This is a genomic window from Kitasatospora sp. NPDC088548 (assembly GCF_044753005.1).
GTDB lineage: Bacteria > Actinomycetota > Actinomycetes > Streptomycetales > Streptomycetaceae > Kitasatospora.
The window spans coordinates 1-23,604 of the sequence record NZ_JBIVMI010000017.1 but is presented as its reverse complement, the minus strand read 5'-3'; the positions used below and the strand labels follow the sequence as shown (position 1 = coordinate 23,604).

Below are 23,604 nucleotides of genomic sequence, written 5' to 3'. Positions count from 1 at the left end.
CTGTCTGGAGATCCGCGCTCATGAGCCGAAAGACCTACCAGGTCATCACCCAGGGCAAGTTCGCCCCGCTCGACGACGAGCAGCGCGCCGCCCTGCTCGCCCAGGCCGACGAACACGACCTGATGAAGGCCAGGTTCACCGAGGAGGGCACCGTCACCTACGACCGGGCCCTGCTGACGTTCACCTTCCGCGTCCTCGTCCCGGCCACCCCCGAGGACAAGCCCGAGATCGTCCTGGAGAAGGCGGAGAAGCTCACCGCCGAGGCCGTCCGCAGGCTGGGGGCCGGCTTCCGCGACCTCAAATCGAGGTCGACCGACCTCGACAGCATCAAGATCAAGCGGAAGGGACGCTGATCCGGCCGCCGGGTGCCGGGCCGTCCAGGCCGCCGGCACCCGGCAGCAGGAAGCGAACAGACTGATGACACCTGAAGAACTCACCCTTGTCCTGTCCGACCCCACCCTGCGGCGCGTGTTCGCCGCGGTCGCCCTGGGCTCGGAGACCTCCTCGGAGATCCTCGGCGCCTCGGGGCTCGCCACTCCGGAGGCCGCCAAGGCCATCGGGCAGCTCGTCCGGGCCGGAGTGCTCACCCAGGGGCGCGGCCGGCTCACCCTGGACGGCGACGCCCTCGCCACGGCGGCCGCGACCGCGGCGGCCCGGCAGGAGGAGCAGGCCGCCGCCGAGCAGCCCGACCCGCGCCTGCGCGGCTTCGTGCGCGGCGATGTCCTGGTCAGGCTGCCGGAGGAGGGCGACGAGGCCCGCCCGGCGGTGCTGCGGCACGTGGCGGAGACGGCCTTCGAGCGCGCGGAGGAGTACGACGAGCGCACGGTGACCGACCGGCTGGAGCCGTGGTGCGCGGACGGCGCGCCGGATGCCGTCTCCCTGCGGCGCAGCCTCGTCGACGCCGGGGCCCTTCAGCGCGACGCCGGCCGCTACCGGCTCGCCACGCCGGTGGACGGTACCCAGCCATGAGCCAACGGGTCCTGCGTGAACCCCCCGCACGCAGGACCCGTCGTCACCCCTCCGAAGTCTCCCGCCGACTCCGCCGCCGACTCCGCTCAGGCCGCGCCGGGCCGTCGCGGCCGGCCGTTCCTCCCGGCAACCGGTGGACCACCCGGTCCACGCCAAGGCCGGTCCCCGCGGATGTGATGTTCCCCACGCGTGCCCGGATCGACCGGAGCGTGCGTTCGGGGCGGCGCCGGCGCCGGCCGGCCGGTCGGGGGTGGCGCCGGGGGCGGCGGCCGGTGCGGGCCCGCGCCGGGAGCGGGCCAGGTCCGCCCTTCCGGACCGCGCTGACCAGCGAGGACCGGGATCCGGCCGGCGGCCGGGGGTGCCGGTGGCCGTCGACGGCGTGACCGCCGGCCGCCCGGTCGGGGCGGCGATCCGTCCTGAGGGCGGGTTCGGCGGGTGGTGCGCGCCGACCGTCCCGATGTGGCGTGAAGCCGACCGGTCCCGGTCGGGCGGCGAACCGGTCGGTGAACCGATTCCCGGTGTTCACCCGTAGGTTATCCAGCGGTCAGCAGGTGGTGGGCCGCCGAATGGAGGGAATGGACGATGACACGAGTACTGGCCGGTCTGGTGGGGGACACGGCGGCCTTCGCCAGGATGCTGGAGGAACGCCGGCCGGAGGTGTTCCGCACCGCCGAGTGGCCGCCCGGGCTGCCCCGGCCGAGCGAGTTGGACGCCGTGCTGTGGGGCGGCCTGCTGCGGGTGCCGTACGTCGAGATGGTCAAGGCCGGCGCGGTCGTCCCGGCCGCGGAGTTCTGCACGGTCCGGACGGTGGCCGGGCGCCGGGAGGACGGCTTCGCCGATCCGGTCCGGATCGCCGCCCTGCTGGCCGAGGGCGCCTCGCTGCTGCTGCCGCAGCTGGACCAGTGGCACGCGCCCGTGCGCGCGCTGGCCGCCGACATCGCGGTCGAACTGGGCCGCAGGACCGAGGCGTTCTGCTTCGCCACGGGTGCCGGCCAACGCGGGCTGGACGTGCACCGGGACGACGCGGACGTGCTGGTCGTGCAGCTCGCCGGGGAGAAGGAGTGGACGGTCCACGAGTCCCCCGCCGACGGGCGCTGGCGCCCGGGGCTGGCCCCGGAGCCCGGGGCGGTGGCGCTCAGCACGGTGCTCCGGCCCGGTGAGGTGCTGTACGTGCCGCGAGGTGCCCCGCACAGCGCGACGGGCCGTCAGGGGCTGTCGGTGCACCTCTCGTTCACCGTCCGGGAGGTGGGCACCGGACAGCTGCGCGGCGCCGTCGGCGAGTGGCTGGCCGGCGGCGGCTGGGCGGACGGACTGCCGGAGCGCCCGGCGACCACGGCGGAGCTGCTGGCCACGGCCGCCGAGGTGCTCCGGCTGGGCCGCGCCCGGCTGGCCGGGCTGACCCCGGAGGAACTGCTGCGGCTGGCCCGGGGACCGCTGCCCGGGCCGCTGCCCGGGCCGGTGGCGGACGACGGTCCGGCCGCGTCGGGCCGGGGACCGCTGGCCGCCGGCGGCTGAGCGGACGGCCGGGAACGGCGGAGCGGAACGGCAGAGGGCACCGGCGATCCGCCGGTGCCCTCTGGCCTGCCTGGACGCGCAAGGGCGCGGCCGCCCGGACCGAATGAACGGTCCGGGCAACCGCGCCCTCCGGTACCGGTGCTGCCTCTGGATCAGATGCAGTACGGGCGGGTGCAGGACCCCTCACAGGAGATGCTGATGACAGCCTCCTCCTGCTCGCCGATCTCGGCCGAGACCAGGTCCTGCACGTCGAGGTCGAACAGCTCCTGCATGTCGGTGGCCATGGGGGCCTCCCTTCGTCAGTGCCGCGACTGACCGCGGCGAACTGATGCGGACGCTAGGCACTCGTGCATGGGTCCGACAATGACTGCGCACAGATGAATAGACAAATTCAGCCAACTATTGACAGCCCTCGATCAACAGTAGACAGCTTTCGATCTCCGGGATAGACACGACCCGACCCGTCGTCAGGGGCGCGACCCACGCCCGCACCACGGCGGTGACGGCATCGGCACGCGGCACGAGGAGCACGGTGGGCGAGACGCACGGAACGCGGCAGGACGGACCCTTCACCGCGACCGGCCCGGTCCTGCTGCGGACACCGGCGCTGCCGCGCTCGCAGCGCCGCACGGTCCCGGCCGGCCCCGAGCACCCGGCCGGCCCGGCACACTCGCCGACGCCGGGGCCCGACGGCGCCGCGCTGCGGGCCCTTCTCGCCGGGGCCGCCGCCGACCCGGCCCTGCGGGAGGCCATCGAGGTCTCCAGCCCCTCCCTGGCCGACCTGCTCGACCAGACCGCCGCCGGCGCCACGCCCCGCCCCGCCGCCCTGCGCCGGGCGGCCGAGGCGGTCAGCCGCTACCGGCTGCGGATGGCCACCCGGCCGACCCCGTTCGGACTGATGGCCGCCGTCGCACCGGCCCGGTTCGACGCGGCGGCCAAGGTCCGCTGGGACGGGGCGGACCGCCGCGCCTTCCGGCCCGACCTCGGCTGGCTGCTCCCCCTGCTGGACCGGCTGCGGACCGACCCGGCGGTGCTGCCCGGGCTGCGGCTGGCCGTGGACCAGCAGGCCCGCCTGCGCGGTGACCGGCTGGTCCTGCCCTACCTGCCCGAGGGCCGGCCCCGCGCCGGCGCCGAGGCGCAGCCGGTCGCCGAGCGGACCGTCCGGGCCACCGCCGTGGTCCGGGCCGCGGTCGAGGCCGCCGCAGAACCGGTCCGGCACGCCGAACTGCTCGCCGCGCTGGCCGCCGAGTTCCCGGCGGCCCCGGCCGAGGCGGTCGCGGCGCTGGTCCGCTCGCTGGTCGGACAGGGCTTCCTGCTCACCGACCTGACGCCCCCGCCGGACAGCACCGACCTGCTGGGCCATGTCCTCGACCGGCTGCCCGCCGGCCACCCGGTGCACGCCGAACTCGCCGCCGTCCGGGACGTGCTGACGCGAGCCGCCGCCCTGCCGCGCGGACGGGCCACCGGCCTGCTGCGCGAGGCCCGGGCCCGGATGACCCGGCTCGCCCCGGCGGACCGCCCGCTCCACGCGGACCTCGCGCTGGACGCCGAGGTGGTCCTGCCGAACCAGGTCCGCACCGAGCTGGAGCAGGCCGCCGCGGTCCTCTGGCGGCTGTCGCCGCCGACCACCGCACCCGAGCATCTGCGCTCGTACCACGTGGAGTTCATCGAGCGGTACGGGACGGACAGCCCCGTCCCGCTGGCCGAACTGCTCGACCCCGACACCGGCCTGGGGCCGCCGGCCGGCTACCGGCGCCCGGCCGGCGGGCGCGGCTCGGCCAACCCGCAGCCGTCCCGCGCCCGTACCGACGCCGACGCGGCCCGCGACCGGCTGCTGGCCGAACTGGCGGCGGGCGCCCTCGCCGACCGGGGGCCGGACGGCCTGCTGCCCGAAGTGGTCCTGGACGACGACCTGCTGGCCCGGCTGACGCCGCCGCGCGACGGGACGGACGGCGCCGCCGACACCCCTCCCGCCTCCCTGGAGCTGTACGCCGAACTGGCGGCGGACTCCGTCGAGGCGCTGGACGCCGGGGACTTCCGACTCGTGCTCTCCCCGGTGGCCGGCAGCGACCGCGCCGGGGCCACCTTCGGCCGCTTCGCCACCCTGGTCGCGGGTGCGCCGGGTGCGGGTGCGCCGGCGGACGACCCGGCCCTCGCCGGTGCGGCGCTGCTGGCCGAGGCCGCCGGGGCCGGCGACGACGACGCGCTCGAAGCGCACCTGGAGTTCACCCCGTACCGTCCGCGCCACGCCAACATCGCGCTGACCCCGCGCTGGCTCGACCACCGGGTGGTGGTCAGCGCCTTCGCCGACCCGGGCGGCCCCGCCGTGCTGCCGCTGGACGACCTGGTCGTGCTGGCCGATCCCGAGCGGCTCGCGGTGTACTCCCGCCGCCTCGGCCGGGAGGTCAGGGCCACCACCCATCACGCGCTCAACCTGCGCAGCGGCGCGCCCAACGCGGCCCGCTTCCTTCAGGAGGTGACGCTGACCGGGCAGCGGCCCTGGCAGCCCTGGGACTGGGGCGCGGCGAGCAGCACGCCCGCGCTGCCCCGGGTCCGCCGGGGCCGGGTGGTGCTGGCCCCGGCCGCCTGGCGGCTGACCGCGCCCGTCCCCGCCGCCTCGGCCCCGTTCGAGCAGTGGGCCGAGGGGCTGGCCCGCTGGCGCCGCCGCTGGGGGGTGCCGGCCGCCGTCCGGCTGGTCAGCGGCGACCAGCGGATCAGCCTGGACCTCGACCTCCCGTGGCACCAGCAGCTGCTGCACAGCCAGGCGCGCTCCGCCGGGCCCACCGTGCTCCAGGAGGAACTCGCCCCCGTCGGCGACGGCGGCTGGCTGCGCGGGCCGGACGGCGCGCGGACCGCCGAGCTGGTGGTCCCGCTGCGCCGCAGGGCGACCCCGCCGGCGGCGGCCCGGCCCCGCCGCCCGCTGCCCGCCCGGCACCACCGGACCGTCGAACTGCCCGGCGGCTCCTGGCTGTTCGCCCGGCTGGTGGCCACCGAGGCACGTCAGGACGAGATCCTGGCCGACCACCTGCCCCGGCTGGTCGGCACGCTGCCGGGCGAGGTGGACCGCTGGTTCTTCATCCGCTACCAGGACCCGGCACCGCATCTGCGACTGCGCTTCCACGGCGCACCGCAGGCCCTCGCCGGGGACCTGCTGCCCGCGCTGCACGACTGGGCGCTGGAACTGCGCCGGGCCGGGCTCGCCGCCGACCTGCGCCTGGAGAGCTACGCCCCGGAGACCGACCGCTACGGCGGCGCCGAGGTGCTCGCGGACGCCGAACGGGTCTTCCACGCCGACAGTCTGGTCGCGCTCGCCGCGCTGCGGCTGGCCCGGGCCGAACGCGGGCTCTCCCGGGAGCTGCTGGCCGCCGTGAACATCGCCGGCACCGCGCAGTCCTTCCTGGCCGGCCGCGGTGGGCCGCCGGCGGACCGTCCTGCCGCCGACACCGACACCGTCGCCGGGTCACGTGGTCCCGGAGCCGGACCCCGGCCCCTGGCAGGCGCACCCGGCGGACCGTCGGCCGGCGCGTGGCTGGCCGCGGTGTACCCGAAGTCGCACGAGCACCACCAGGCGTTCCGGGCCCTGCGCGCGGCCGCGTTGCGGGCGATCGGCCCCGACGGGCCGACCGCCCCGGCCGGAGGCCTGCTGCCCGCCGATCCCGCGCTGCTCGCGGCCTGGCAGCAGCGGGCGGCCGAACTCGCGCGGTACGCGGCCCGGTTGGACCCGCCGTCGGTCGACCCGGTGCTGGCCTCGCTGCTGCACATGGGCCACAACCGGCTGGTCGGGATCGACCGCGAGGCCGAGCGCCGGGCCTACGCGCTGGCCAGAGGAGCCGTCGAGGCCCACCGGGCCCGCCGGTCGAGCCCGAGGGAGGCACGATGAATGCGACGGAGACCGTGCGCGCGGTGACCGAGCTGCTCAGCAGGCCCGACGCGGCCGAGCCGCCGGGCGGCCCGGCCGCCGACGGCGGGCCCGGCGGCTCGCCGCAGGGCGCGGCGCACGCGCTCGGCTCCGGTCGCAGCGGTGCCGCGCTCGCGCTCGCCGTCCTGGGCGAGGACGACGCCGGGCTGCGCCGCGCCGCACACGGGCACCTCGCCGCCGCCGTGCGGTCCCCCGGGGCGATGCGGGGCGGCGGGCTCTACTCCGGTGCCGCCGCGATCGCCTTCGCCGCCCGCACCATGGCCCGGCGCCCCGACGAGTACCGCACGCTGCTCGACGGGCTGGTGCCCCGGGTCCGGCAGGCCGCCGCCGGCCGCACCGCGGGGCTCCGCGCCGACCTGGCCGCCGGCGCGGGCCTGCGCGCGCACACCTTCGACACCGTCTCGGGCTCGGCGGGCCTCGGCCGGCTGCTGCTCGCACTGGAGCCGCACGGACCGGCGCTGGCCGACCTGCTCACCGCGCTGGTCGAACTGGCCGGGCCGGGCGACGGCGTGCTGCCGCGCTGGTGGACCGCCGGCGGACCGGGGCTGCCCGGCGCGGATCCGGAGCACCCCCGGGGCCATCTCAACCTCGGTCTGGCACACGGGGTTCCGGGACCGCTCGCGCTGCTGGCGCTGGCCCGGCTGCACGGCGCACGCGTGCCCGGCCAGGACGAGGCGATCGAGGCGCTGGCGGGCTGGCTCGCCGCCCGGCGGGTCCCCGCCCGCCCCGGCACCGGCGGCCCCGGTACCGCCCACGCCGACACCGCCCACCCCGGCACCGGCGGTTCCTGGCCGATGACCGTGCGCGTCGAGGACGAGGAGGCCGGCCGGCTGCCCGCCGACCCGCCGACCCGGGCGGCCTGGTGCTACGGAACCCCCGGTGCGGCCCGCGCGCTCTTCCTGGCGGGCACCGCCCTGGGCCGCTCCGACTGGCGGGCCACCGCCGTCGCGGCCCTGGCCGACACGCTGCGCGACCCGTCCGGCTGGAATCTCGACGGTCCCGGCCTCTGCCACGGCACCGGCGGCCTGCTGCGGATCGCGCAGCGCATGGCCGAGGAGTCCGGATCCGCCGAGCTGGCCGCGCACCTGCCCGCGCTCGCCGCCGCGGTCGCGGCCGGGCTCGACACCGCGCTCGGTGCCGACGGGCCGTCCGGCCTGCTGGAGGGGACGGCGGGCGCGGCCCTCGCCCTGCACGCCCACGCCCGTGCCGGCGACACCGGCCAGGAATGGGACGCTTTCCTGCTGATCTGCTGATGATCTGCCGGTCCGCCGCACCGGCCGGGCCCCTCACGTCGACGGACCTGAGGGGCCGGCCGGTGGCCGCGCGGCCGGCGCACCCCCCGGGACGTGGCATTGTGTGCGGTGAGCGCGTGATCCGGCTCCACCCCGTCCAGGAGGTCCTGCATGAGCAGCGATACGCATGACATAGCGGCAACCGACGTTTCCGAGGCACCCGCGGCCGGCGAGGCCGCCGCGCCCGCCCAGGACGACGTCAAGGCGAAGTTCCTCGCCGCCTTGGAGCGCAAGCACGGCGTCCGCACGGACGGCGCGGGCGGCGGCCCGGGCGCCGACGGCAAGATCCACGGTGCGCACAGCGCGGCCGGCGGCAAGCGCAACTTCCGCCGCAAGAGCGGCGGCTGAGCCTCACCGGGGTGAACAGGGCGGGCGGTCTCGGACGAGACCGCCCGCCCCTCGCTCGTAGCGGGGCGCCCGGCGCGGGTCGCGGCCCGGCGGGGCCGGGCCGCCGCCGGTGTCAGGCGGACTCGATCCGCTCGACGATCAGCTCGCACAGCTCGTGGGTGCGCAGCGCGTCGCGGGCGGTGAGGGTCTTTCCGGCCCGGAGGGCCTCCAGGAAGGACTGCACCACCTGCTCGATGCCGCGTTGGCGGGCCACCGGGACCCAGTCGCCACGGCGGCGGACGGTGGGCTGGCCGCGGTGGTCGATCACCTCGGCGAGGTTGACCACCTCGCGCTTGGAATCCGCGCCGGAGACCTGGAGGATCTCCTCGGTCGAACCGGAGACGCGGTTCATGATGCCCAGCGCCGTGAAGCCCTCACCGGCGAGGGTGAGGACGACGTGCTCCACCAGACCGTTGCGGGTGCGGGAGCGGACGTCCACGTGCTCGATCTCGCCGGGCACCAGGAACCGCAGGGTGTCCACCACGTGGATGAAGTCGTCGAAGACCAGGGACCGGGCCGCCTCGGGCAGGCCCTCGCGGTTCTTCTGCAGGACGATCAGGTCCCGCGGGCGCTCCTTGGCGAGCAGGTAGCCCGGGGCGTGGCGGCGGTTGAAGCCCACCATGAGCGAGCGGCCGGTGCGCTCGGCGAGGTCCACCAGCCGGCGGGCGCCGTCCAGGGTGTAGTCGAGCGGCTTGTCCACGTAGACGTCCACGCCCGCGGTGAGCAGCTGCTCGACGATCGGGACGTGCTGGTCGGTGGCGGCGTGCACGAAGGCGGCCCGGATGCCGGAGCCGATCAGCTCACCGAGGTCGGTGAAGCGGTGCCCGGCGGCGATCCGGTAGGTCTCGCCGAGGCGGTCGAGCTTGGCCCGGTCCCGGGTCATCAGCCGCAGGTCCAGTCCGGGCAGGGCGGTGAGGACCGGCAGGTAGGCCTTCTGCGCGATGTCGCCGAGGCCGATCACCCCGACCGGCAGCACGGCATCGGGAACGGCGGTCTCACTCATGGAAGCTCCTGCTACGGGACGGACGGTCATCAGGCGGATCCACCCTACGCGTCGGGCAGCGGCGACAGCCGGGGCCGTCCTCCGCACGTGTCACGTGCGGAGGACGGGGCGGACGAGGGGCCACGGCCAGGACGCCGGACCTCACTCGGCCGAGTGCACCAACGCGCCCCCCGTATAGGTCCGGAGGACCCTGGCCTCGCAGATCTCCTCCGCCGGCGCGGCGAAGACGTCGCGGTCGAGCACCACCAGGTCCGCCAGCCGGCCGACCCGCAGAATCCCGGTGTCGTCCAGGCCGTTGACGTGGGCCGAGCCCGCCGTGTACGCGGCGATGGCGCTCGCCAGGTCGAGGCGCTGCTCGGGAAGGAAGACCCGGCCGTCGGTGGCTTCGGGCTCCATCCGGTTGACCGCGACGTGCAGGCCGGCGATCGGGTCGGGGCTGCTGACGGGCCAGTCGCTGCCGGCCGCGAGCGTGGCACCGGCCCGCAGCAGGGAACCGAACGGGTACTGCCAGGCCGCGCGTTCGGGACCGAGGAAGGGGATGGTCAGCTCGTCCATCTGCGGCTCATGGGCGGCCCACAGCGGCTGGATGTTGGCGATCGCGCCGAGCCGGGCGAAGCGTGGCACGTCGTCGGGGTGGACCACCTGCAGATGGGCGAGGTGGTGCCGGGTCGCGCGGCGGCCGTTGGCGGCCCGAGCGGCCTCGACGGCGTCCAGCGCTTCGCGCACCGCGCGGTCGCCCAGCGCGTGGAAGTGCACCTGGAAGTCGAGCCCGTCCAGCTCGGTGACGTAGGACCGCAAGGCCACCGGATCGACGAAGCTCAGACCGGAGTTGGCCGTGGCGCAGCCGCAGGCGTCCAGGTACGGGCTGCCCAGGGCCGCGGTGAAGTTCTCCGCGATGCCGTCCTGCATGATCTTGACCGAGTCCGCCCGGAAGCGGCCGTGGCGCAGCGCCGCCCGCCGGGCGACCAGCTCCGGGATCTGCTCCGCGCCCCGATCGCGGTCCCACCAGAGGGCGCCGGTGACCCGGGCGGTGAGGGAGCCGTCCCGGGCGGCGGCGAGATAGGCGTCCGAGGGGTCGGGCTGGCCGTTGAACTCGCCGAGCAGGGCGTCCTGCCAGCCGGTGATGCCGAGCGAGTGCAGCAGCGCCTGGGCCCGCAGCAGCCCGGCCAGCCGTTCGGCCGCGCTCGTCGGCGGGACGAGCCGGGCGACCAGGCCGGTGGCGCCCTCCTGGAGGACGCCGCTGGGCGTGCCGTCCTGCTCCCGCTCGATCCGGCCGTCGGCCGGGTCCGGGCTCTGCCGGGTGAGACCGGCGAGTTCGAGCGCGCGGGTGTTGGCCCAGGCGCCGTGGTGGTCGCGGTTCAGCAGGTAGACCGGGCGGTCGGGGACCACGGAGTCGAGCAGTTGCCGGGTCGGCAGGCCGCCGTCGAAGCTCTCCATCGACCAGCCGCCGCCGGTGATCCACGCCCGCTCGGGGTGGGTATCGGCGAACTCGCGGACGCGCCGGAGGTACTCGTCGACACCGGTGGTGCCGGTGAGGTCGCACTGGGCGAGCTCCACGCCGCCGTAGACGGCGTGGATGTGCGAGTCCTGGAAGCCCGGGAGCAGCAACTTGCCTCGCAGGTCGATCACTTCGGTCTTCGGGCCGATCAGCTCCCGTACCTCGTCGTGGCCGACGGCCGTGATCCGCTCCCCGGTCACGGCGAGGCTGCTCGCCCGGGTCCGGGCGGAGTCCCCGGTGTGGACGGGACCGTGGGTGAATACCAGGTCTGCCTGGTGCATGGACGTGCTCCAACTGGGGTCGGCGGTCTTCGGGGGGACCGCGGTGGGAAAGGGCGGCGCAGCGCGCGGACGGGACCGCGCAGCGTCCGTCAGACGGTGCGGGCCGAACTGCCGCTGCCGGCCGGGATGTCGGCGGCGAGCGGGCCGTCGTCGCCGGCCCGGCTGTCGGCACCGGCCCGGCTGTCGGCATTGCCCGCTCCGAACCCGGCGGTGAAGTACGGCGATCGGCGGTGCCAGCGGGCCCAGGCGGCGGCCAGCAGGCCGGAGCCGACCATCAGCACCGGGATCAGCAGCTCGAACCAGCCGTTTTCCGCGGAGAGTTCGAAGTGGTCGGCCGAGTCGTAGAAGCTCCAGGCGAGGTATCCGCCGACGCCGAGCAGGGTGGCCGCGCCGAGCAGCGGGGCGACGACCGCCCGCAGCGCCTCGACGGGCGAGGTGCGCAGCAGGGACCGGAAGCGGACGGCGGCGGCGACGGCGGTCAGGGCGTAGTAGAGGGCGACGACGATGCCGATCGCGTTGACCGTGGCGGAGATCAGCGAGCTGACGGTGGGAATGACCAGCGACAGCAGGGCGAGGGCGGTGGCGATCGCCGTGACCAGCAGGGTGCCCGCGGCGGGGGTCCCGTGGCGGGGGTGCAGGCGCGTCCAGACGGGTCCGAGGGTGCCGTCGCGTCCCATCGCGAACATTCCGCGCGCGGTGGGCACGACGGAGGCCTGCAGCGAGGCCATGGCCGAGAAGGTCAGGGCGATCAGCGGCAGTGCGGCGAGCGGCTGGTCGGCGAGCCGGTTACCGAAGTACGTCAGGCCCTGCGCCCCGTTGCCGACCAACTCGTCGATGGGGAGAACGCGCTGAAAGGCGGTGCCGGCGAGCACGAAGAGCAGCATCATCACGGTGAGGGCGATGAAGCCGCCGCGCGAGGCGTCGCGCGGGTCGCGGACCTCCTCGCCCACGCTGAAGACCGACTCGAAGCCCCAGTAGCAGAACACCGCGAGCACCATGCCCTGGGCGAGGGCGTGGAACGAGGGGATGGCCAGCGGATTGAACCAGTCGAGCGAGAAGGGCTGGTCGCCGGCGAACAGGCCGTATCCGCAGAAGCCGAGCAGCACGACGTACTCGAAGATCAGCAGGTACTTCTGCAGCCGGGCGGCGAGGTCGAGCCCGCGCACCGCGACCAGCGCCGACGCGATCAGCACGACCATGCCGAGGGCGGTGCACTGAAGGGTGGAGTCCGGGCTCAGGGACAGGCCCGCGACACTGTGCACGTCGGCCGCACCGAGCAGCTGGATCAGCGCGGATCCGGTCACCGTGGTGGTGTAGGCCATGAACACGACCGTGCCGAGGATGTTGACCCAGCCGGTCAGGAAGCCCAGCCAGGGGTTGAGGGCCGCGCCCACCCACCGGTAGCTGCTCCCGGCGTCGGGGTCGACCCGGTTGAGCCGTCCGTAGCCGCCCGCGATGGCGAGGACGGGCAGGAAGGCCAGTCCCATGATCGCCGGCAGGTGCAGACCGACGATGCCTGCCATCAGACCGAGTCCGATGCCGATACTGCTGGTGGCCGCCGTACTCGATGCGGCGAGCGCCACGGCGCCGCCGACGCCCAGCGACCTGCGCAGTGCGGGCCGGGTGGTCCGGGTTCTCGGGTCTGGGCCCGCGTCGTTGAGCAAGTTTGCCAACGGGTCACCGCCGTCTTCGTGGGGGGGGGTTCGGCCGAACGGGCCGGTGGCAGGCCATGCAACCCGCAAGCCCTTCACAGGTCAATGCTGTTGTCATAAGCGCGCCCGTGGCCGAGCGGGTGACTCCCGAACCGCGGCGGCGACGGAGAAGACCGAGCCGACGCGCAGGCGCCGACGGGCCGGTGGACCGAGGCCGGGAAGACACGACCGCGCCCGCCGACGGTGTCGGCGGGCGCGGTCGCCCGTCCCGCTCCGGTTGCCTCAGGTGGGGCGGTCGACTGTGCCGGCCCCGGCCTCTCCTCGCGATCAGGGCGAGCAGCAGACCGGGCGGCCCGGGCGGGAGGCAGGTCCCGAACTCCGGGCCGCACGTAGACTCCCCCGGTTCCCCGCGTCAGAGGAGCCAGATCTCCCGGACGGCGCGCAACGGGTCGCGCTCCACCCGGGGTTCGACACCCCATCGCATGGTGGCGCGCCCGTCCCGGTACGACGGCCAGGCCGCCCCCGGGTCGAGGTCGCGGACGAAGGCGACCCAGGCGCCGTGGACGGCGTCGGCCAGCGCCTGCGGCGGGTGGGCGCCGAGGGCCGCCTCGGCTCCCTCGGCGTCCAGCAGGTCGAAGGCGAAGGGCAGGTCGATGCAGTGGTAGGCCTGCCCGGTGCGACCGGGAGCGGTGCCCGACCAGTCGAACTGGTAGAGCCAGGTGGGGCGTTCGCCCTCGGACCGGGCGTCGGCGGCCGCCAGGGCGGGGGCGCGGAACAGCCAGTCGGTGATCGCCTCGCCGCCGCCCGCTCCCGGGCGCTCGGTGAGGAAGCGCGCGGCACGGCTGTCGTCCAGTCCCAACTCGGCGAGCAGGCTGATCAGTTCGGCCTCCGTCGGGGAAGCGCCCTGCTCCGCCGGGGCCGCGAACTCGTGCGCGGTGAAGCCGAGCAGCAGCGGCACGTCCACGTCGGCCAGCGCCTCCTGCACCGGCACCGGGACCAGCTCGCCATCGGCGAAGGGCGCGAGGAGCAGCGCAGGCAGCCCGTCCCGTCCCTCACCGGGGGCGTCCAGCGCGTCCTGGAAGGCCAGCAGCTCCGCGTCGGTGGCGTCCCGCAGGGCGGCCGCCGTGGCGGGCACCCCCGTGCGGTCGGCGAACAGCTGGGTGGCGGACTCCGCGCAGGCGCGGTCCTGCGGCCGCATCACCGCGCCGGAGGCCGAGATCGCCGCGCGGAACAGCCCCCGGGCGGCCGGGGTCGCGAGCAGCGTCTGGACGGCGCCGCCGCCCGCCGACTGCCCGGCGACGGTGACCTTCGCCGGGTCGCCGCCGAAGGACGTGATGTTGTCGCGGACCCACTCCAGCGCGGCGATCCAGTCCCGCACGCCCCGGTTGTCGGGGGCGTCCGGCAGGTGCAGGAAGCCCTCGATGCCGAGTCGGTAGCCGATCGAGACCACGACCACGCCGTCCCGGTTGAAGGCCGCGCCGTCGTACCAGGGGCTGGCGGAGCAGCCGGCGACGAAGCCGCCGCCGTGGATCCAGACCAGCACCGGCAGGCCGGCGGCCGGGGCGGGATCCGGGGTGAAGACGTTGAGGTTGAGGATGGACCCGCCGGGGATGGTCGGCTCGGGGATGGTGGTGACCTCGCCGAACGGGCGGCGCTGGGCGGTCGGCCCGTAGGCGGTCGCGTCCAGCACCCCGGTCCACGGCCGGGGCGGTACGGGCGCGGCGAACCGCAGGTCGCCGACGGGCGGCTGGGCGTACGGGACGCCGAGGAAGCGGACGCTGCCGCCGGCGCGGCGCTCGCCGCGCACCGGGCCCTGGCGGGTCGGGACGACCGGGTGGTCCTGCGGTCCTGCGGTGGTCATGCTCTGCTCTTTCCGCTGGGGGTCACGGGCTCGGGGCCCCGCGTTGGGGTCACGGGCGCGGGGCCTCGTGCTCGATGTAGTGCCGGAGCCGGTTGAGCTCCTGGGGGTCAACCGTGCGGACACCATAGGTGCGATCGGCGGTGACGGGGGTGACGGAGATGCGGCCGTCCCGCAGCAGGGCGGTGGCGTCGGCGCCCGGGGCGGTCTCGGTGCTCGCAGACGCCGAGCGTGATGTCGAAGCTGTCGGATCCGCTGGGCTGCCGGAGAGCCGGCCGGGCCGTCCCGCACGACCTGCTGCTGGTCCGCGCCAGCGAGGACGCCTCCGCCGCCGACACCCCCCCCGGTCAGCACGCTCAGCCTCCAGCCCGCCCTCGTCGCGGAGAAGGGCATCGAGCTGCTGATGGCCGCCCTGGAGAGCGGCAGCCGGGAACCGACCGGCGCGCTCGTCCCCACCCTGCTGGAGATCCGGCCCTCCTCCGTCCGGCCCTTCCTACGTCAAGGACGTTGACATAGCCTTCCCGGCATGAGCGAACGCGTAGTCCCCGAGCCCCAGCGGCGGCGCAGGCGGCCCACCAAGCAGGGTGTCGTCCTCTCCGCGCAGCTGATCGTCGACACCGCGCTCCGGCTGATCGGCCAGCACGGCGCCGAAGCGCTCACCGTACGGCGGCTCGGCGCCGCGCTCGGCGCCGACCCCAGCGCCGTCTACCGCTACTTCCGCAGCACCGACGACCTGCTGCTCGCCGTCGCCGACGAACTCATCGGCCGCGCCCGGGCCGGCTGGCAGCCCACCGGCGACTGGCGCGCCGATCTGCGCTCCCTCGGCCTGCGCATCCACTCCGCCTACCAGGCCCACCCGCAGGCCGCCCTGCTCGCCGCCCACCGCACCACCGGCCGCACCCACGAGATCGCCGCCGTCGAAACCCTCCTCGGAATCCTGCGCGCGGCGGGCTTCCCCGACCCCGAGGCCGTCCGGATCTACCACGCCTTCGTCGACCAGAGCCTCGGCTTCGCCGCCCTCGACGCCGCCGCCCTCGCCCTGCCCGTCGCCGCCCAGACAGCGGACCTCGAGGTCTGGCAGGCCTCCTACGCCCGCCTCGACGCCACCACCCACCCCCACATCGCCGCCACGGCCCACCTCCTCGCCACCGACATGCGCCGCAGCGGCTACCCCTACGCCCTCGACCTCCTCCTCGACGCCGCCGCGGCCCGCCTCCCTGCGGCGGGCACGCGGCGGAGCCGACTCGAAGCACCGGGGCCGTCCGGCAGCCAGGAGGCCCGCCGAACAGGACCCTGATCGCGTCGCCGACGCTGCCGACCGTGCCATCCGCGGCACGGAGACCGCCCTACGGCGAGTCAGGGGATCGGCGGTCCGGACCAGCGGCGGACGGTGGCGAGGTCGGCGGTGATGGCGGCGGCGGTTTCGCGCAGCGGCGGGAGGAGGATCGCGCGGGTTTCGGCGGGGGTGCCACGGCCCGCGTGGAGGGCGACGTTGACGGCGGCGACGACGTGGCCGTCGTGGACGGGGACGGCGAGCGAGCGCAGGCCTTCTTCCAGTTCCTGGTCGACCAGGGCGCGACCGTCGCGGGCGGCGGAGGTGATGGTGGCGGCGAGGGCGGCGGGGTCGGCCACGGTGGCGGAGGTGAACTGATGGGTCGTCATGTCGCCGAGCCGGGAGGCGCGTTCGGATTCGGTCAGCCCTGGTTGCGCATGGGCCTCCTCACCTCCCGTCGAGGCCGAGCAGCCGGGCCGCGTTCTCCTTGAGGATCTTCGGGCGGACCTCGTCCTTGATCGGCGGCGCGGCGAAGTCGGCGGCGACGTCGTCCACGTCCATCGGGTTGGAGTACTCGAGCCGGATGCCGCCGCCCCCGGACGCGCCCGCGCCGATCCCGGTCTGGCCGGTGTGGAAGACGGCGATCGCACCGGCCTCCTCGATGGCCTCGTACAGCGGGTAGGAGAGCCGGTCATTGGGGTGGAAGGCCTGGATACTGGGGTGGAACTTGAAGCCCTTCACCCCGAACTCCTCGACCAGGGGCCGGATCTGGCGCACCGGCGCCGTCAACCGGGAGTGGGACGGCACCTGGACGGTGGTCGGTTTCTCCCTCCCCGGGGCCTGGCGCCGCGAACGGCACGACCTGCGCTCCCGGCTGGTCCGGGGCGGGCTCGCCCCGCTTCAGAGTGGCCTGTGGACGGCACCCGGCGAGGTGGACGTGGCCGCCCTGGTCGAGGGGCTCGGGCTGGAGGGCCACCTGCGGATCTTCCACGGCCGGGCCGCCGCCCCCACCGAGGCCGCCGGCCTGCCGGCCGCCTTCGACCTCGCCTCGACCGCCGTCGGCTACCGCGCCTTCCTGGCCCGCTGGGGCGGCGCCGAGCCCGGCGCCCGGCCGAGGACGACCTGGCCCGCCGGCTCCTGCTGCACACCGACTGACTGGACCTCGTCCGGGGCGATCCGCACCTGCCGGCCGGGCATCTGCCCGCCGACTGGCCGGCCGAGGCCGCCGAGCGGCTGTTCCGCGACCCGGCGCACCGCTACGAGCCGGGGGCCGAGGCGATCGCCGCCGAGATCCTGGACCGGATCGAGGTCCCGGCGGCGTGAGGCTTATGTCAACACCATTGACGTTGAAAGCGGCCCGGCGGTCTGATGACCGTATCCAGAGGCCCTGACCCTCCATGCACCGAAGGAGCCACCGCCATGGCCGACCCCGTCCGCGCCCTCCAGGACACCCAGCCCGTACCGTTCTGGCTCGACGACCCCGGCCGTCCCACGGCCGCCTCCGCCCTGGTCGGTGACGTCCGGTGCGACCTGCTGGTGGTCGGCGGCGGCTACAGCGGGCTGTGGACGGCGCTGATCGCCAAGGAACGCGACCCCTCACTCGACGTGGTGCTGATCGAGGGGCAGGAGATCGGCTGGGCCGCCTCCGGGCGCAACGGCGGGTTCTGCGAGGCGAGCCTCACCCACGGCCTCGCCAACGGGCACCAGCGCTGGCCGGGCGAACTCGCCACGCTGGAGCGGCTCGGCGCCGCCAACCTGCAGGCCATGGAGGACACCGTCAAGCGGTACGGCATCGACTGCGACTGGGAGCGCACCGGCTCACTCGTCGTCGCCACCGAGCCCTACCAGGTCGACGGCCTGCACGAGTTCGCCGAACTCGCCGCCCGCTACGGCGGCACACTCGACTTCCTCGACCGCCAGGCCGTCCGCGCCGAGATCGACTCCCCCGCCTTCCTCGGCGCCCTGTGGGACCGCGAGGGCGTGGCCATGGTCAACCCCGCCCGCCTCGCCTGGGGCCTCAAGCAGGCCTGCCTGGACCTGGGCGTCCGCATCCACGAGCACACCCGGGCCACCGCGCTGACCGACTCCCCGCGCGGGATCACCGTCCGCACCCCGTACGGCCGGGTCGGCGCCCGGCGCGTCGCCCTCGCCACCAACGCCTTCCCCTCGCTGCTGCGCCGCCACCGGCTCTACACCGTGCCGGTCTACGACTACGCGCTGATGACCGAGCCGCTCAGCGAGGAACAGCTCGCCTCCGTCGGCTGGCGCAACCGCCAGGGCTTCGCCGACAGCGCCAACCACTTCCACTACGTCCGGCTCTCCGCCGACAACCGCATCCTGTGGGGCGGGTACGACGTGGTCCACCAGTTCCGCAGCCGGGTCCGGGCGGAGCGCGACCAGCGGCCGGAGACCTTCGCGACACTCGCGGGGCACTTCTTCCAGACCTTCCCCCAGCTGGCCGACGTCCGGTTCAGCCACGCCTGGGGCGGTGCGATCGACACCTGCACCCGGTTCAGCGCCTTCTTCGACCTCTCGCACGGCGGCCGGGTCGCCTACGCCGCCGGCTTCACCGGCCTCGGCGTCGGCGCCACCCGCTTCGGCGCCGAGGTGATGCTCGATCTGCTGGCCGGCGAGCGCACCGAGCGCACCGCTCTGGAGATGGTCCGGCGCAAGCCGGTGCCCTTCCCGCCCGAGCCGGCCCGCTCGATCGGCATCGGCATCACCCAGTGGGCGCTCACCCGCGCCGACGCCGACAACGGCCGGCGCAACCTCTGGCTGCGCACCCTCGACCGCTTCGGCCTCGGCTTCGACAGCTGACAGCTGACAGCTGACAGCTGACAGCTGACAGCTGACAGCACGGACGTTCCTGAGCGTCGCCCGGCGGTTCCCGACCCGCCGGGCGACCGATCGTGGTTTCTCGACGCGATCTGTCGACCCCGCCCGGGAGGCGTTCGGGTCCGGCCACCGGCCGACCCCGCCCGCTGACGGACCGCCCGTACGGCCCGTCAGCCCCAGGGGGAGGCGGCGGACAGCTCGGAGGTCTTGCCGACCACCAGCAGTACCAGCACGGCGAGCACCACCAGGACCCCGGCCGTCTGCACCGCCGCCCGGCCGGTACGGGGCGCGAAGACCAGGGCGGCCCCCAGCGCGCCGCCGGCCAGCAGTCCGCCGAGGTGGCCCTGCCAGGAGGTGTAGCCGGCCGAGAGCACCAGCCAGAGCAGCGAGCCCACCAGCTGGCGTCCGCCGCCGAGCGGATCGTGGTGCATCCGCCGGGTCATCAGGAAGTACGCCCCGACCAGGCCGAAGATCGCCCCGGACGCGCCCAGCGAGGCCTGCTCGGGCGCGACCACGTACCCGAGGACGGAGCCGCCGAGAGCGGCGGTCAGGTAGAGCGCCAGGAAGCGGGTGCGGCCGAGCTGATGCTCGATCACCCGGCCGAACAGCCAGAGCGAGTACATGTTCAGCAGGATGTGCGCGATGCCGAACCGCCCCTCGGTGGCGGGCAGGTGCATGAAGGCCGAGGTGATCAGCCGGTACCACTCGCCGTGCGCGACCCCGGCCTCGTGGAAGCCGGGCGGCAGCACCCCGCCCTCGACGACGTACAGGTGGCCGTCCGGCCCCAGCACTCCCTGGCCGAGGTTCTCGAAGCGCTCGACCACCCAGGGCCGGACCAGCTCCAGCAGGTACACCAGGACGTTCACGCCGATCAGCAGGTACGTCAGCACCGGCGTGCTGACGAGCCGTCCGCCGAAGACCGTCCGGGCCTGCCGGACGCTGCGCTGCCCCTCCCTCACGCACTCCGGGCACTGGTGGCCGATCGGCGCGTCCCGCATGCAGTCGGGGCATATGTAGCGCTCGCACCGGGTGCACCGGATGTACGACTCCCGGCGGGGATGCCGGAAACAGGTGGTGGGCGGCGTCTCGGGGGCCTGCGGCCCCTCGGCGACGGGTACGGCGTCCATGGAAAGTGGGCTCCGGGATCCTGACGGCGGGTTGCGCGGCCGCGACGTGGCGACCGCGACCCGATGGCCACGGCTTCGCGGCGATGCAGCGAACAAGATAGCGAAACCGCGCAGGTGACGGCGGAGCAGGGGCCGTCACGATCCGCCGGCGGGCCCTCGGGCGGCGTCGGCCCGCCGGGGTACGACGGGCTCAGGTGCTCAGGTCCCCCTACCTGCCGTCATGCCGGTGACGACGCCCCGGGTACGGCCGCGGGCCGGGGCTCAGGCCTGCGCACCCGCACACTGCGGGTGTCCCCAGCCGGTGCCGACCTTGGTGATCGTGTCGCCCTTGGCGTAGGGGCGGGTGCACGCGCACGTCCCGGGGTATCGCGCGGACAGCGTCCTCGGAGCGCCCGAGGACGTCCTCTTCGCCGCGGGCGAGGAGGCGCGGCGCCCGCCCCGCGGCGCCGGGGCCGGAACGGGATCCGGTACCGGGAGGTCGGCAGCGGTGCCACCGGCACCCTCCTGGGTACGGGCGGCATCGCTGGCGGCCTTGTCGGCGACCGCGTTCAGCGGGTCGCCGTTCACCTGGTGGGCGGGGACGTAGACGAAGGTGACGTCGCGCCCCTCCAGGAGCGCGTCGATGCGCTGGATCAGCTCGCGGTTGGCCACCGGCTTGCCGGCCGCGGTCTTCCAGCCGTTGCGCTTCCACGCCGCCAGCCACTTCGTCGCCGCGTCGCGGGTGTACGTGCTGTCGAGACGGACCTCCAGCGGCGCGGCGGGATCCGTCGCGGCCAGCAGTCGCTCCAGCGCGGTCAGCTCACCGACGTTGTTGGTGCTGTGCCCCAGCGGACCGGACTGCCAGCGCTGGGGAGCCCCGGCACTGTCCGCAACCACATAGGCCCAGGCCGCCGGGCCGGGGTTGCCCTTGGCGGCTCCGTCACAGGCTGCGATGACTCGTTCGACCATGCACCGATCATGCCAGGCCCGGCACCCGCCTCGAAAACAGGGGCCACCGACCCCGCCCGCGCACCCGAGGACCGCGGCCGAAAGCCCGATCCGGGCGGCACTGCCGCGACGGGGGCTCCCGGCCGGCCGCGGCTCATCGGCGGCGGCCCGCCGGGACCGGCCCGGTGGCACTACCGTCCGGCGGTGTGGAGGATGCGGTCGGCCACCAGGTCCGGCCGGTCGGTCGGCAAGGCGTGGCCGGCGCCGGGCACGATCTCCACCCGGGCGGAGGGGACGAGCCGGCCGAGGCGGTCGGCGACCTCGCGCGCGTCGTGCATGGCGCTGCGCGCCCCGAGCAGGAACAGCGCGGGGACACGCAGGCGGCGCAGTTCCTCGTCGGAGAAGACCGGGGGCACCGGGAGTGCGCGGCGGAATCCCATCGACGCCCGCAGCAGGCTCATCAGTTCGCTCTCCAGGATGGCGCTGTTGCCGACCAGGCGGGCCAGCCGGGGGCGGAGCGGGCGCGGCGCGGCCGCGGCGAGTCCGCCGGCGACCAGCCAGGCGTAGAACCGGGGGCCGGTGCCGGCGAAGCCCGCGGGGTCCAGCAGGGTGAGGGAGGCGACCCGGCCGGGGCGGTGGATCTGGTGGTTGAGCGCCAGCCAGCCGCCGTAGGAGCAGCCGACGACCTGGGCGGCCGTCACCTCCAGTGCGGCCAGGAGTTCGTCCAGCCAGTCGGCTCCGTCCCGGCCGTCGCCGATCGGGGCGGTCTGCACGCTCGCGCCCGGCTCGCCGATCGCGTCGACGGCGATGACCGGGCGGTGCCGAGCCAGCACGTCGATGTACCGGTACCACATCAGCGCGTTTCCGCCCGAGCCGGGCAGCAGCACGATCGGCTCGCCGCTCTGCGGGCCGGTTCGGTAGACGCGGGTGGTCCCGAACGTGGTCGGAAGGTCCAGCGCCGTCCGGGGCCCGGGCCACAGGTCCGCCAGAGTCCGCTCGTAGGCGGCCCGAAATCGGTCCCTGGCCTGGTCGTTCCTGAACTGGCTGATTCGCATGATACGTGTGTATCACGACATGATACGGGTGTACCAGGGAGGTGCACATGAACGTGCGGGTCGATCACGAGGAACGCAGACGGCAGATCGCCGAGGCGCTGTTGCGCATCGCCGACACCCAGGGTCTGCAGTCGGCCAGCATGCGGGCGGTCGCCGCCGAGGCCGGCGTCTCCCTGCGGCTGGTGCAGTACTACTTCGCGACCAAGGAAGGGCTGCTGCTGGACGCGCTGGACCGGCTCGGCGCCCAGATCCAGGCCCGGATGGCGCAGTGGATCGGCGCGGCGGGCTCCCCGCCCACACCGCGCGGCCTGGTGACCGCGGTCCTGTCGAGCATCCTGCCGACCGATCCGGAGAGCCGCCGGATCACCAGGACCTACGCCGCGTACTACACGCTGGTGCTCAGCGATCCCGAAGTGCTGGAGAAGCACGGGACGGCCCAGCCCGACCTGCTGGAGGGCTTCCTCGCCAAGCAGATCCGCGCCGCCCGGCAGGCCGGGGAGATCGACCCCGGCAAGGACCCCGAGATGACCGCCGCCGGACTGCTGGCCCTGGTCAACGGCCTGGGCTCAAGCGTGCTCGGCGGCCAGCGCACCGGCGACGCCGCGCTGGCGATCCTCACCCATCACCTGGACGAGCTGTTCCGATCGCCCTGAGCCGGGACAGCCGACCACCCGCCCACTGGGCCCGCCCCTTCCGGCTGTTCCTCGGCCGATGCCGTCCGGCAGCGGAACGCCGTGGTCCAGCATCCGCTCCGTCACCGCACGCCGTTCATCGCCGTCCTCCATCAGCAGGACCATGCGGGTGATCCGGTTGAAGATCGTCGGGATGTCGACGATCCCGCCCCGGCGGAGAACCCGGCCGGGCTCCGACCCGTCCCAGAGGTAGGCGCATTCCTCGATGTCAGCGAGGGTCCCGTCGTTCACCCGGTGGCCGCCGCCGCCTCGGCCAGGGCGTCCAGCACCGGACGGATCAGCGGGTGTCCGTCCGCCCCGGCCCGGACCGCGGCGAAGACCCGGCGGGTCGCGAGGGCGCTGTCCACCGGCCGCACCGCGACCTGGCCGAGGTCCACCCCGCGCAGCGCGGAGCGCGGCACCAGGGCGACACCGGCACCGGCCGACGCCAGCGCGACCACCGCGCGGAAGTCGTCCGAGGAGTGCACCAGGCGTGGCTGGAAACCCGCGTGCTCGCAGGCCAGCAGGACCACGTCGTGGCAGGGGTTGCCGGGGTAGGGGCCGATCCAGGGTTCGGCGGCGAGGTCGGCGACGGCGATCGGGCCCCGGCCGGCCGCCAGCGGGTGGGCGAGCGGCAGCACCGCCTCGAACGGTTCGGCGTACAGCGGCACGCGGGTGAGCCGGGCGTCGTCGGCGCGCGGCGCGCCCCGGTACTCGACGGCCACGGCGAGGTCGGCCCGCCCGTCGAGGACCATCGGAAGGCTGGCGTCCCCCTCGGCGTCCAGCACCTTGAGGCGGACGCCGGGCGCACGGGTCACCAGGGTGCCGATGGCGGGTGCGAGGACGAGGGCGATGCCGGTGGCGAAGGAGGCGACGGTGACCTCGCCCGCGACGCCCGCGCTGTAGGCGGCGAGGTCGGCCTCGGCGCGTTCGAGCTGGGCGAGGACGGCGTCGGCGTGACCGAGCAGGATCTCCCCGGCGGCGGTGAGCCGGACGCCCCGTCCCTCGCGGGCGAGCAGGTGGTGGCCGGTCTCCTGTTCCAGGGCGGTCAGCTGCTGGGAGACGGCGGAGGGGGTGAGGTAGAGGGCGGCCGCCGCGGCGGTCACGGTGCGGTGGTCCGCCACGGCCCGCAGGGTCCGCAGCCGTCGTGCGTCGATCACGGGCCAATTCTGCCAGTGCGGCGCGGCCCGCCCTCCCCGGAGTGGGGGGGCGGGGGGGGGGGGGGGGGGGCCCGCGGCGGGGGGGGGGGGGGGGGGGGGGGGGGGGGGGGGGGGGGGGGGGGGGCCCGCCCCCCCCGGGCCCCCCCCGGCCCGCCGGGGGCGGGCACTTGACCGGGCGCGAG

At 75.3% G+C, this 23,604-nt stretch carries 21 protein-coding genes and 1 pseudogene; 11 read left to right on the top strand and 11 right to left on the bottom strand.

Going from position 1 to position 23,604, the window contains the following annotated elements:
* Positions 1-20 precede the first annotated feature (20 nt).
* The 3 genes from ACIP82_RS21765 (at position 21) to ACIP82_RS21755 (ending at position 2,484) form a co-directional block, all read left to right on the top strand.
* The gene (locus ACIP82_RS21765; RefSeq protein WP_400655291.1) at positions 21-353 is read left to right on the top strand and encodes a DUF6204 family protein; all 333 of its coding nucleotides are present in this window, start codon (positions 21-23) and stop codon (positions 351-353) included.
* Between the two features lie 64 nt (positions 354-417).
* Positions 418-969 carry a DUF2087 domain-containing protein gene (locus tag ACIP82_RS21760; protein WP_363611554.1) on the top strand — a complete coding sequence of 184 codons (552 nt, stop codon included), beginning with the start codon at positions 418-420 and terminating at the stop codon, positions 967-969.
* A 582-nt stretch (positions 970-1,551) separates the two neighbouring features.
* Positions 1,552-2,484, top strand: coding sequence for a JmjC domain-containing protein (locus ACIP82_RS21755; RefSeq protein WP_400655288.1), 933 nt, complete (start codon positions 1,552-1,554; stop codon positions 2,482-2,484).
* A gap of 152 nt (positions 2,485-2,636) precedes the next feature.
* On the opposite strand, the gene ACIP82_RS21750 is transcribed toward ACIP82_RS21755, so the two are convergent.
* The gene (locus tag ACIP82_RS21750) at positions 2,637-2,768 is read right to left on the bottom strand and encodes a hypothetical protein (protein ID WP_363611550.1); all 132 of its coding nucleotides are present in this window, start codon (positions 2,766-2,768) and stop codon (positions 2,637-2,639) included.
* A 248-nt stretch (positions 2,769-3,016) separates the two neighbouring features.
* Between ACIP82_RS21750 and ACIP82_RS21745 the strand changes: the two genes are divergently transcribed.
* The 3 genes from ACIP82_RS21745 to ACIP82_RS21735 all read left to right on the top strand — a co-directional run bounded on the left by ACIP82_RS21745 (position 3,017) and on the right by ACIP82_RS21735 (position 8,043).
* Positions 3,017-6,364 carry a lantibiotic dehydratase gene (locus ACIP82_RS21745; protein ID WP_400655285.1) on the top strand — a complete coding sequence of 1,116 codons (3,348 nt, stop codon included), beginning with the start codon at positions 3,017-3,019 and terminating at the stop codon, positions 6,362-6,364.
* Positions 6,361-7,656 carry a lanthionine synthetase LanC family protein gene (locus tag ACIP82_RS21740; protein ID WP_400655283.1) on the top strand — a complete coding sequence of 432 codons (1,296 nt, stop codon included), beginning with the start codon at positions 6,361-6,363 and terminating at the stop codon, positions 7,654-7,656. Before ACIP82_RS21745 ends, ACIP82_RS21740 begins: the two co-directional genes overlap by 4 nt.
* Before the next feature lie 150 nt (positions 7,657-7,806).
* Positions 7,807-8,043 (top strand): DUF5302 domain-containing protein, encoded by a 237-nt coding sequence (locus ACIP82_RS21735; protein ID WP_363611544.1) that lies wholly within the window; start codon positions 7,807-7,809, stop codon positions 8,041-8,043.
* Positions 8,044-8,155: 112 nt separating this feature from the next.
* Here the strand turns inward: ACIP82_RS21735 and ACIP82_RS21730 are convergent, their stop codons facing one another.
* From ACIP82_RS21730 to ACIP82_RS21715, 4 genes are all read right to left on the bottom strand, one after another.
* Positions 8,156-9,055 carry a Gfo/Idh/MocA family oxidoreductase gene (locus ACIP82_RS21730; RefSeq protein WP_363611577.1) on the bottom strand — a complete coding sequence of 300 codons (900 nt, stop codon included), beginning with the start codon at positions 9,053-9,055 and terminating at the stop codon, positions 8,156-8,158.
* A gap of 171 nt (positions 9,056-9,226) precedes the next feature.
* On the bottom strand, positions 9,227-10,864 hold the full coding sequence (locus ACIP82_RS21725) for an amidohydrolase (RefSeq protein ID WP_400655279.1): 1,638 nt from the start codon (positions 10,862-10,864) through the stop codon (positions 9,227-9,229).
* An 89-nt stretch (positions 10,865-10,953) separates the two neighbouring features.
* The gene (locus ACIP82_RS21720; RefSeq protein ID WP_400655277.1) at positions 10,954-12,537 is read right to left on the bottom strand and encodes an APC family permease; all 1,584 of its coding nucleotides are present in this window, start codon (positions 12,535-12,537) and stop codon (positions 10,954-10,956) included.
* Between the two features lie 391 nt (positions 12,538-12,928).
* The gene (locus ACIP82_RS21715; RefSeq protein WP_400655275.1) at positions 12,929-14,377 is read right to left on the bottom strand and encodes a carboxylesterase/lipase family protein; all 1,449 of its coding nucleotides are present in this window, start codon (positions 14,375-14,377) and stop codon (positions 12,929-12,931) included.
* Positions 14,378-14,900: 523 nt separating this feature from the next.
* Between ACIP82_RS21715 and ACIP82_RS21710 the strand changes: the two genes are divergently transcribed.
* Positions 14,901-15,671: a TetR/AcrR family transcriptional regulator gene (locus ACIP82_RS21710; RefSeq protein WP_400655273.1), complete on the top strand. Its 771-nt coding sequence runs from the start codon at positions 14,901-14,903 to the stop codon at positions 15,669-15,671.
* Between the two features lie 59 nt (positions 15,672-15,730).
* On the opposite strand, the gene ACIP82_RS21705 is transcribed toward ACIP82_RS21710, so the two are convergent.
* A complete protein-coding gene (locus ACIP82_RS21705) occupies positions 15,731-16,072 on the bottom strand; it encodes an IclR family transcriptional regulator C-terminal domain-containing protein (protein WP_400655514.1) in 342 nt (113 codons plus the stop codon).
* 22 nt (positions 16,073-16,094) lie between these two features.
* On the bottom strand, positions 16,095-16,454 hold the full coding sequence (locus tag ACIP82_RS21700) for an amidohydrolase family protein (RefSeq protein ID WP_400655271.1): 360 nt from the start codon (positions 16,452-16,454) through the stop codon (positions 16,095-16,097).
* A gap of 7 nt (positions 16,455-16,461) precedes the next feature.
* Between ACIP82_RS21700 and ACIP82_RS21695 the strand changes: the two are divergent.
* From ACIP82_RS21695 to ACIP82_RS21685, 3 genes and pseudogenes are all read left to right on the top strand, one after another.
* Positions 16,462-16,605: pseudogene (locus ACIP82_RS21695) on the top strand (PaaX family transcriptional regulator); the annotation flags it as partial.
* 197 nt (positions 16,606-16,802) lie between these two features.
* On the top strand, positions 16,803-16,970 hold the full coding sequence (locus ACIP82_RS21690) for a PaaX family transcriptional regulator C-terminal domain-containing protein (RefSeq protein ID WP_400655511.1): 168 nt from the start codon (positions 16,803-16,805) through the stop codon (positions 16,968-16,970).
* 96 nt (positions 16,971-17,066) lie between these two features.
* Positions 17,067-18,464, top strand: a complete 1,398-nt coding sequence (locus ACIP82_RS21685; RefSeq protein WP_363611530.1) for an FAD-dependent oxidoreductase — start codon at positions 17,067-17,069, stop codon at positions 18,462-18,464.
* A 188-nt stretch (positions 18,465-18,652) separates the two neighbouring features.
* Here ACIP82_RS21685 and ACIP82_RS21680 read toward each other — a convergent pair whose 3' ends face one another.
* From ACIP82_RS21680 to ACIP82_RS21670, 3 genes are all read right to left on the bottom strand, one after another.
* A complete protein-coding gene (locus ACIP82_RS21680) occupies positions 18,653-19,609 on the bottom strand; it encodes a rhomboid family intramembrane serine protease (protein ID WP_363611528.1) in 957 nt (318 codons plus the stop codon).
* Positions 19,610-19,870: 261 nt separating this feature from the next.
* Positions 19,871-20,557, bottom strand: a complete 687-nt coding sequence (locus tag ACIP82_RS21675; RefSeq protein WP_363611526.1) for a ribonuclease H — start codon at positions 20,555-20,557, stop codon at positions 19,871-19,873.
* A 170-nt stretch (positions 20,558-20,727) separates the two neighbouring features.
* Complete coding sequence (locus ACIP82_RS21670) at positions 20,728-21,591, bottom strand: alpha/beta fold hydrolase (protein ID WP_363611524.1); 864 nt, start codon at positions 21,589-21,591, stop codon at positions 20,728-20,730.
* Between the two features lie 53 nt (positions 21,592-21,644).
* Here ACIP82_RS21670 and ACIP82_RS21665 point away from each other — a divergent pair, with 53 nt between their 5' ends.
* The gene (locus tag ACIP82_RS21665) at positions 21,645-22,244 is read left to right on the top strand and encodes a TetR/AcrR family transcriptional regulator (protein WP_363611573.1); all 600 of its coding nucleotides are present in this window, start codon (positions 21,645-21,647) and stop codon (positions 22,242-22,244) included.
* Between the two features lie 266 nt (positions 22,245-22,510).
* On the opposite strand, the gene ACIP82_RS21660 is transcribed toward ACIP82_RS21665, so the two are convergent.
* Positions 22,511-23,422: a LysR family transcriptional regulator gene (locus tag ACIP82_RS21660; protein WP_363611522.1), complete on the bottom strand. Its 912-nt coding sequence runs from the start codon at positions 23,420-23,422 to the stop codon at positions 22,511-22,513.
* Between the last annotated feature and the right edge of the window lie 182 nt (positions 23,423-23,604).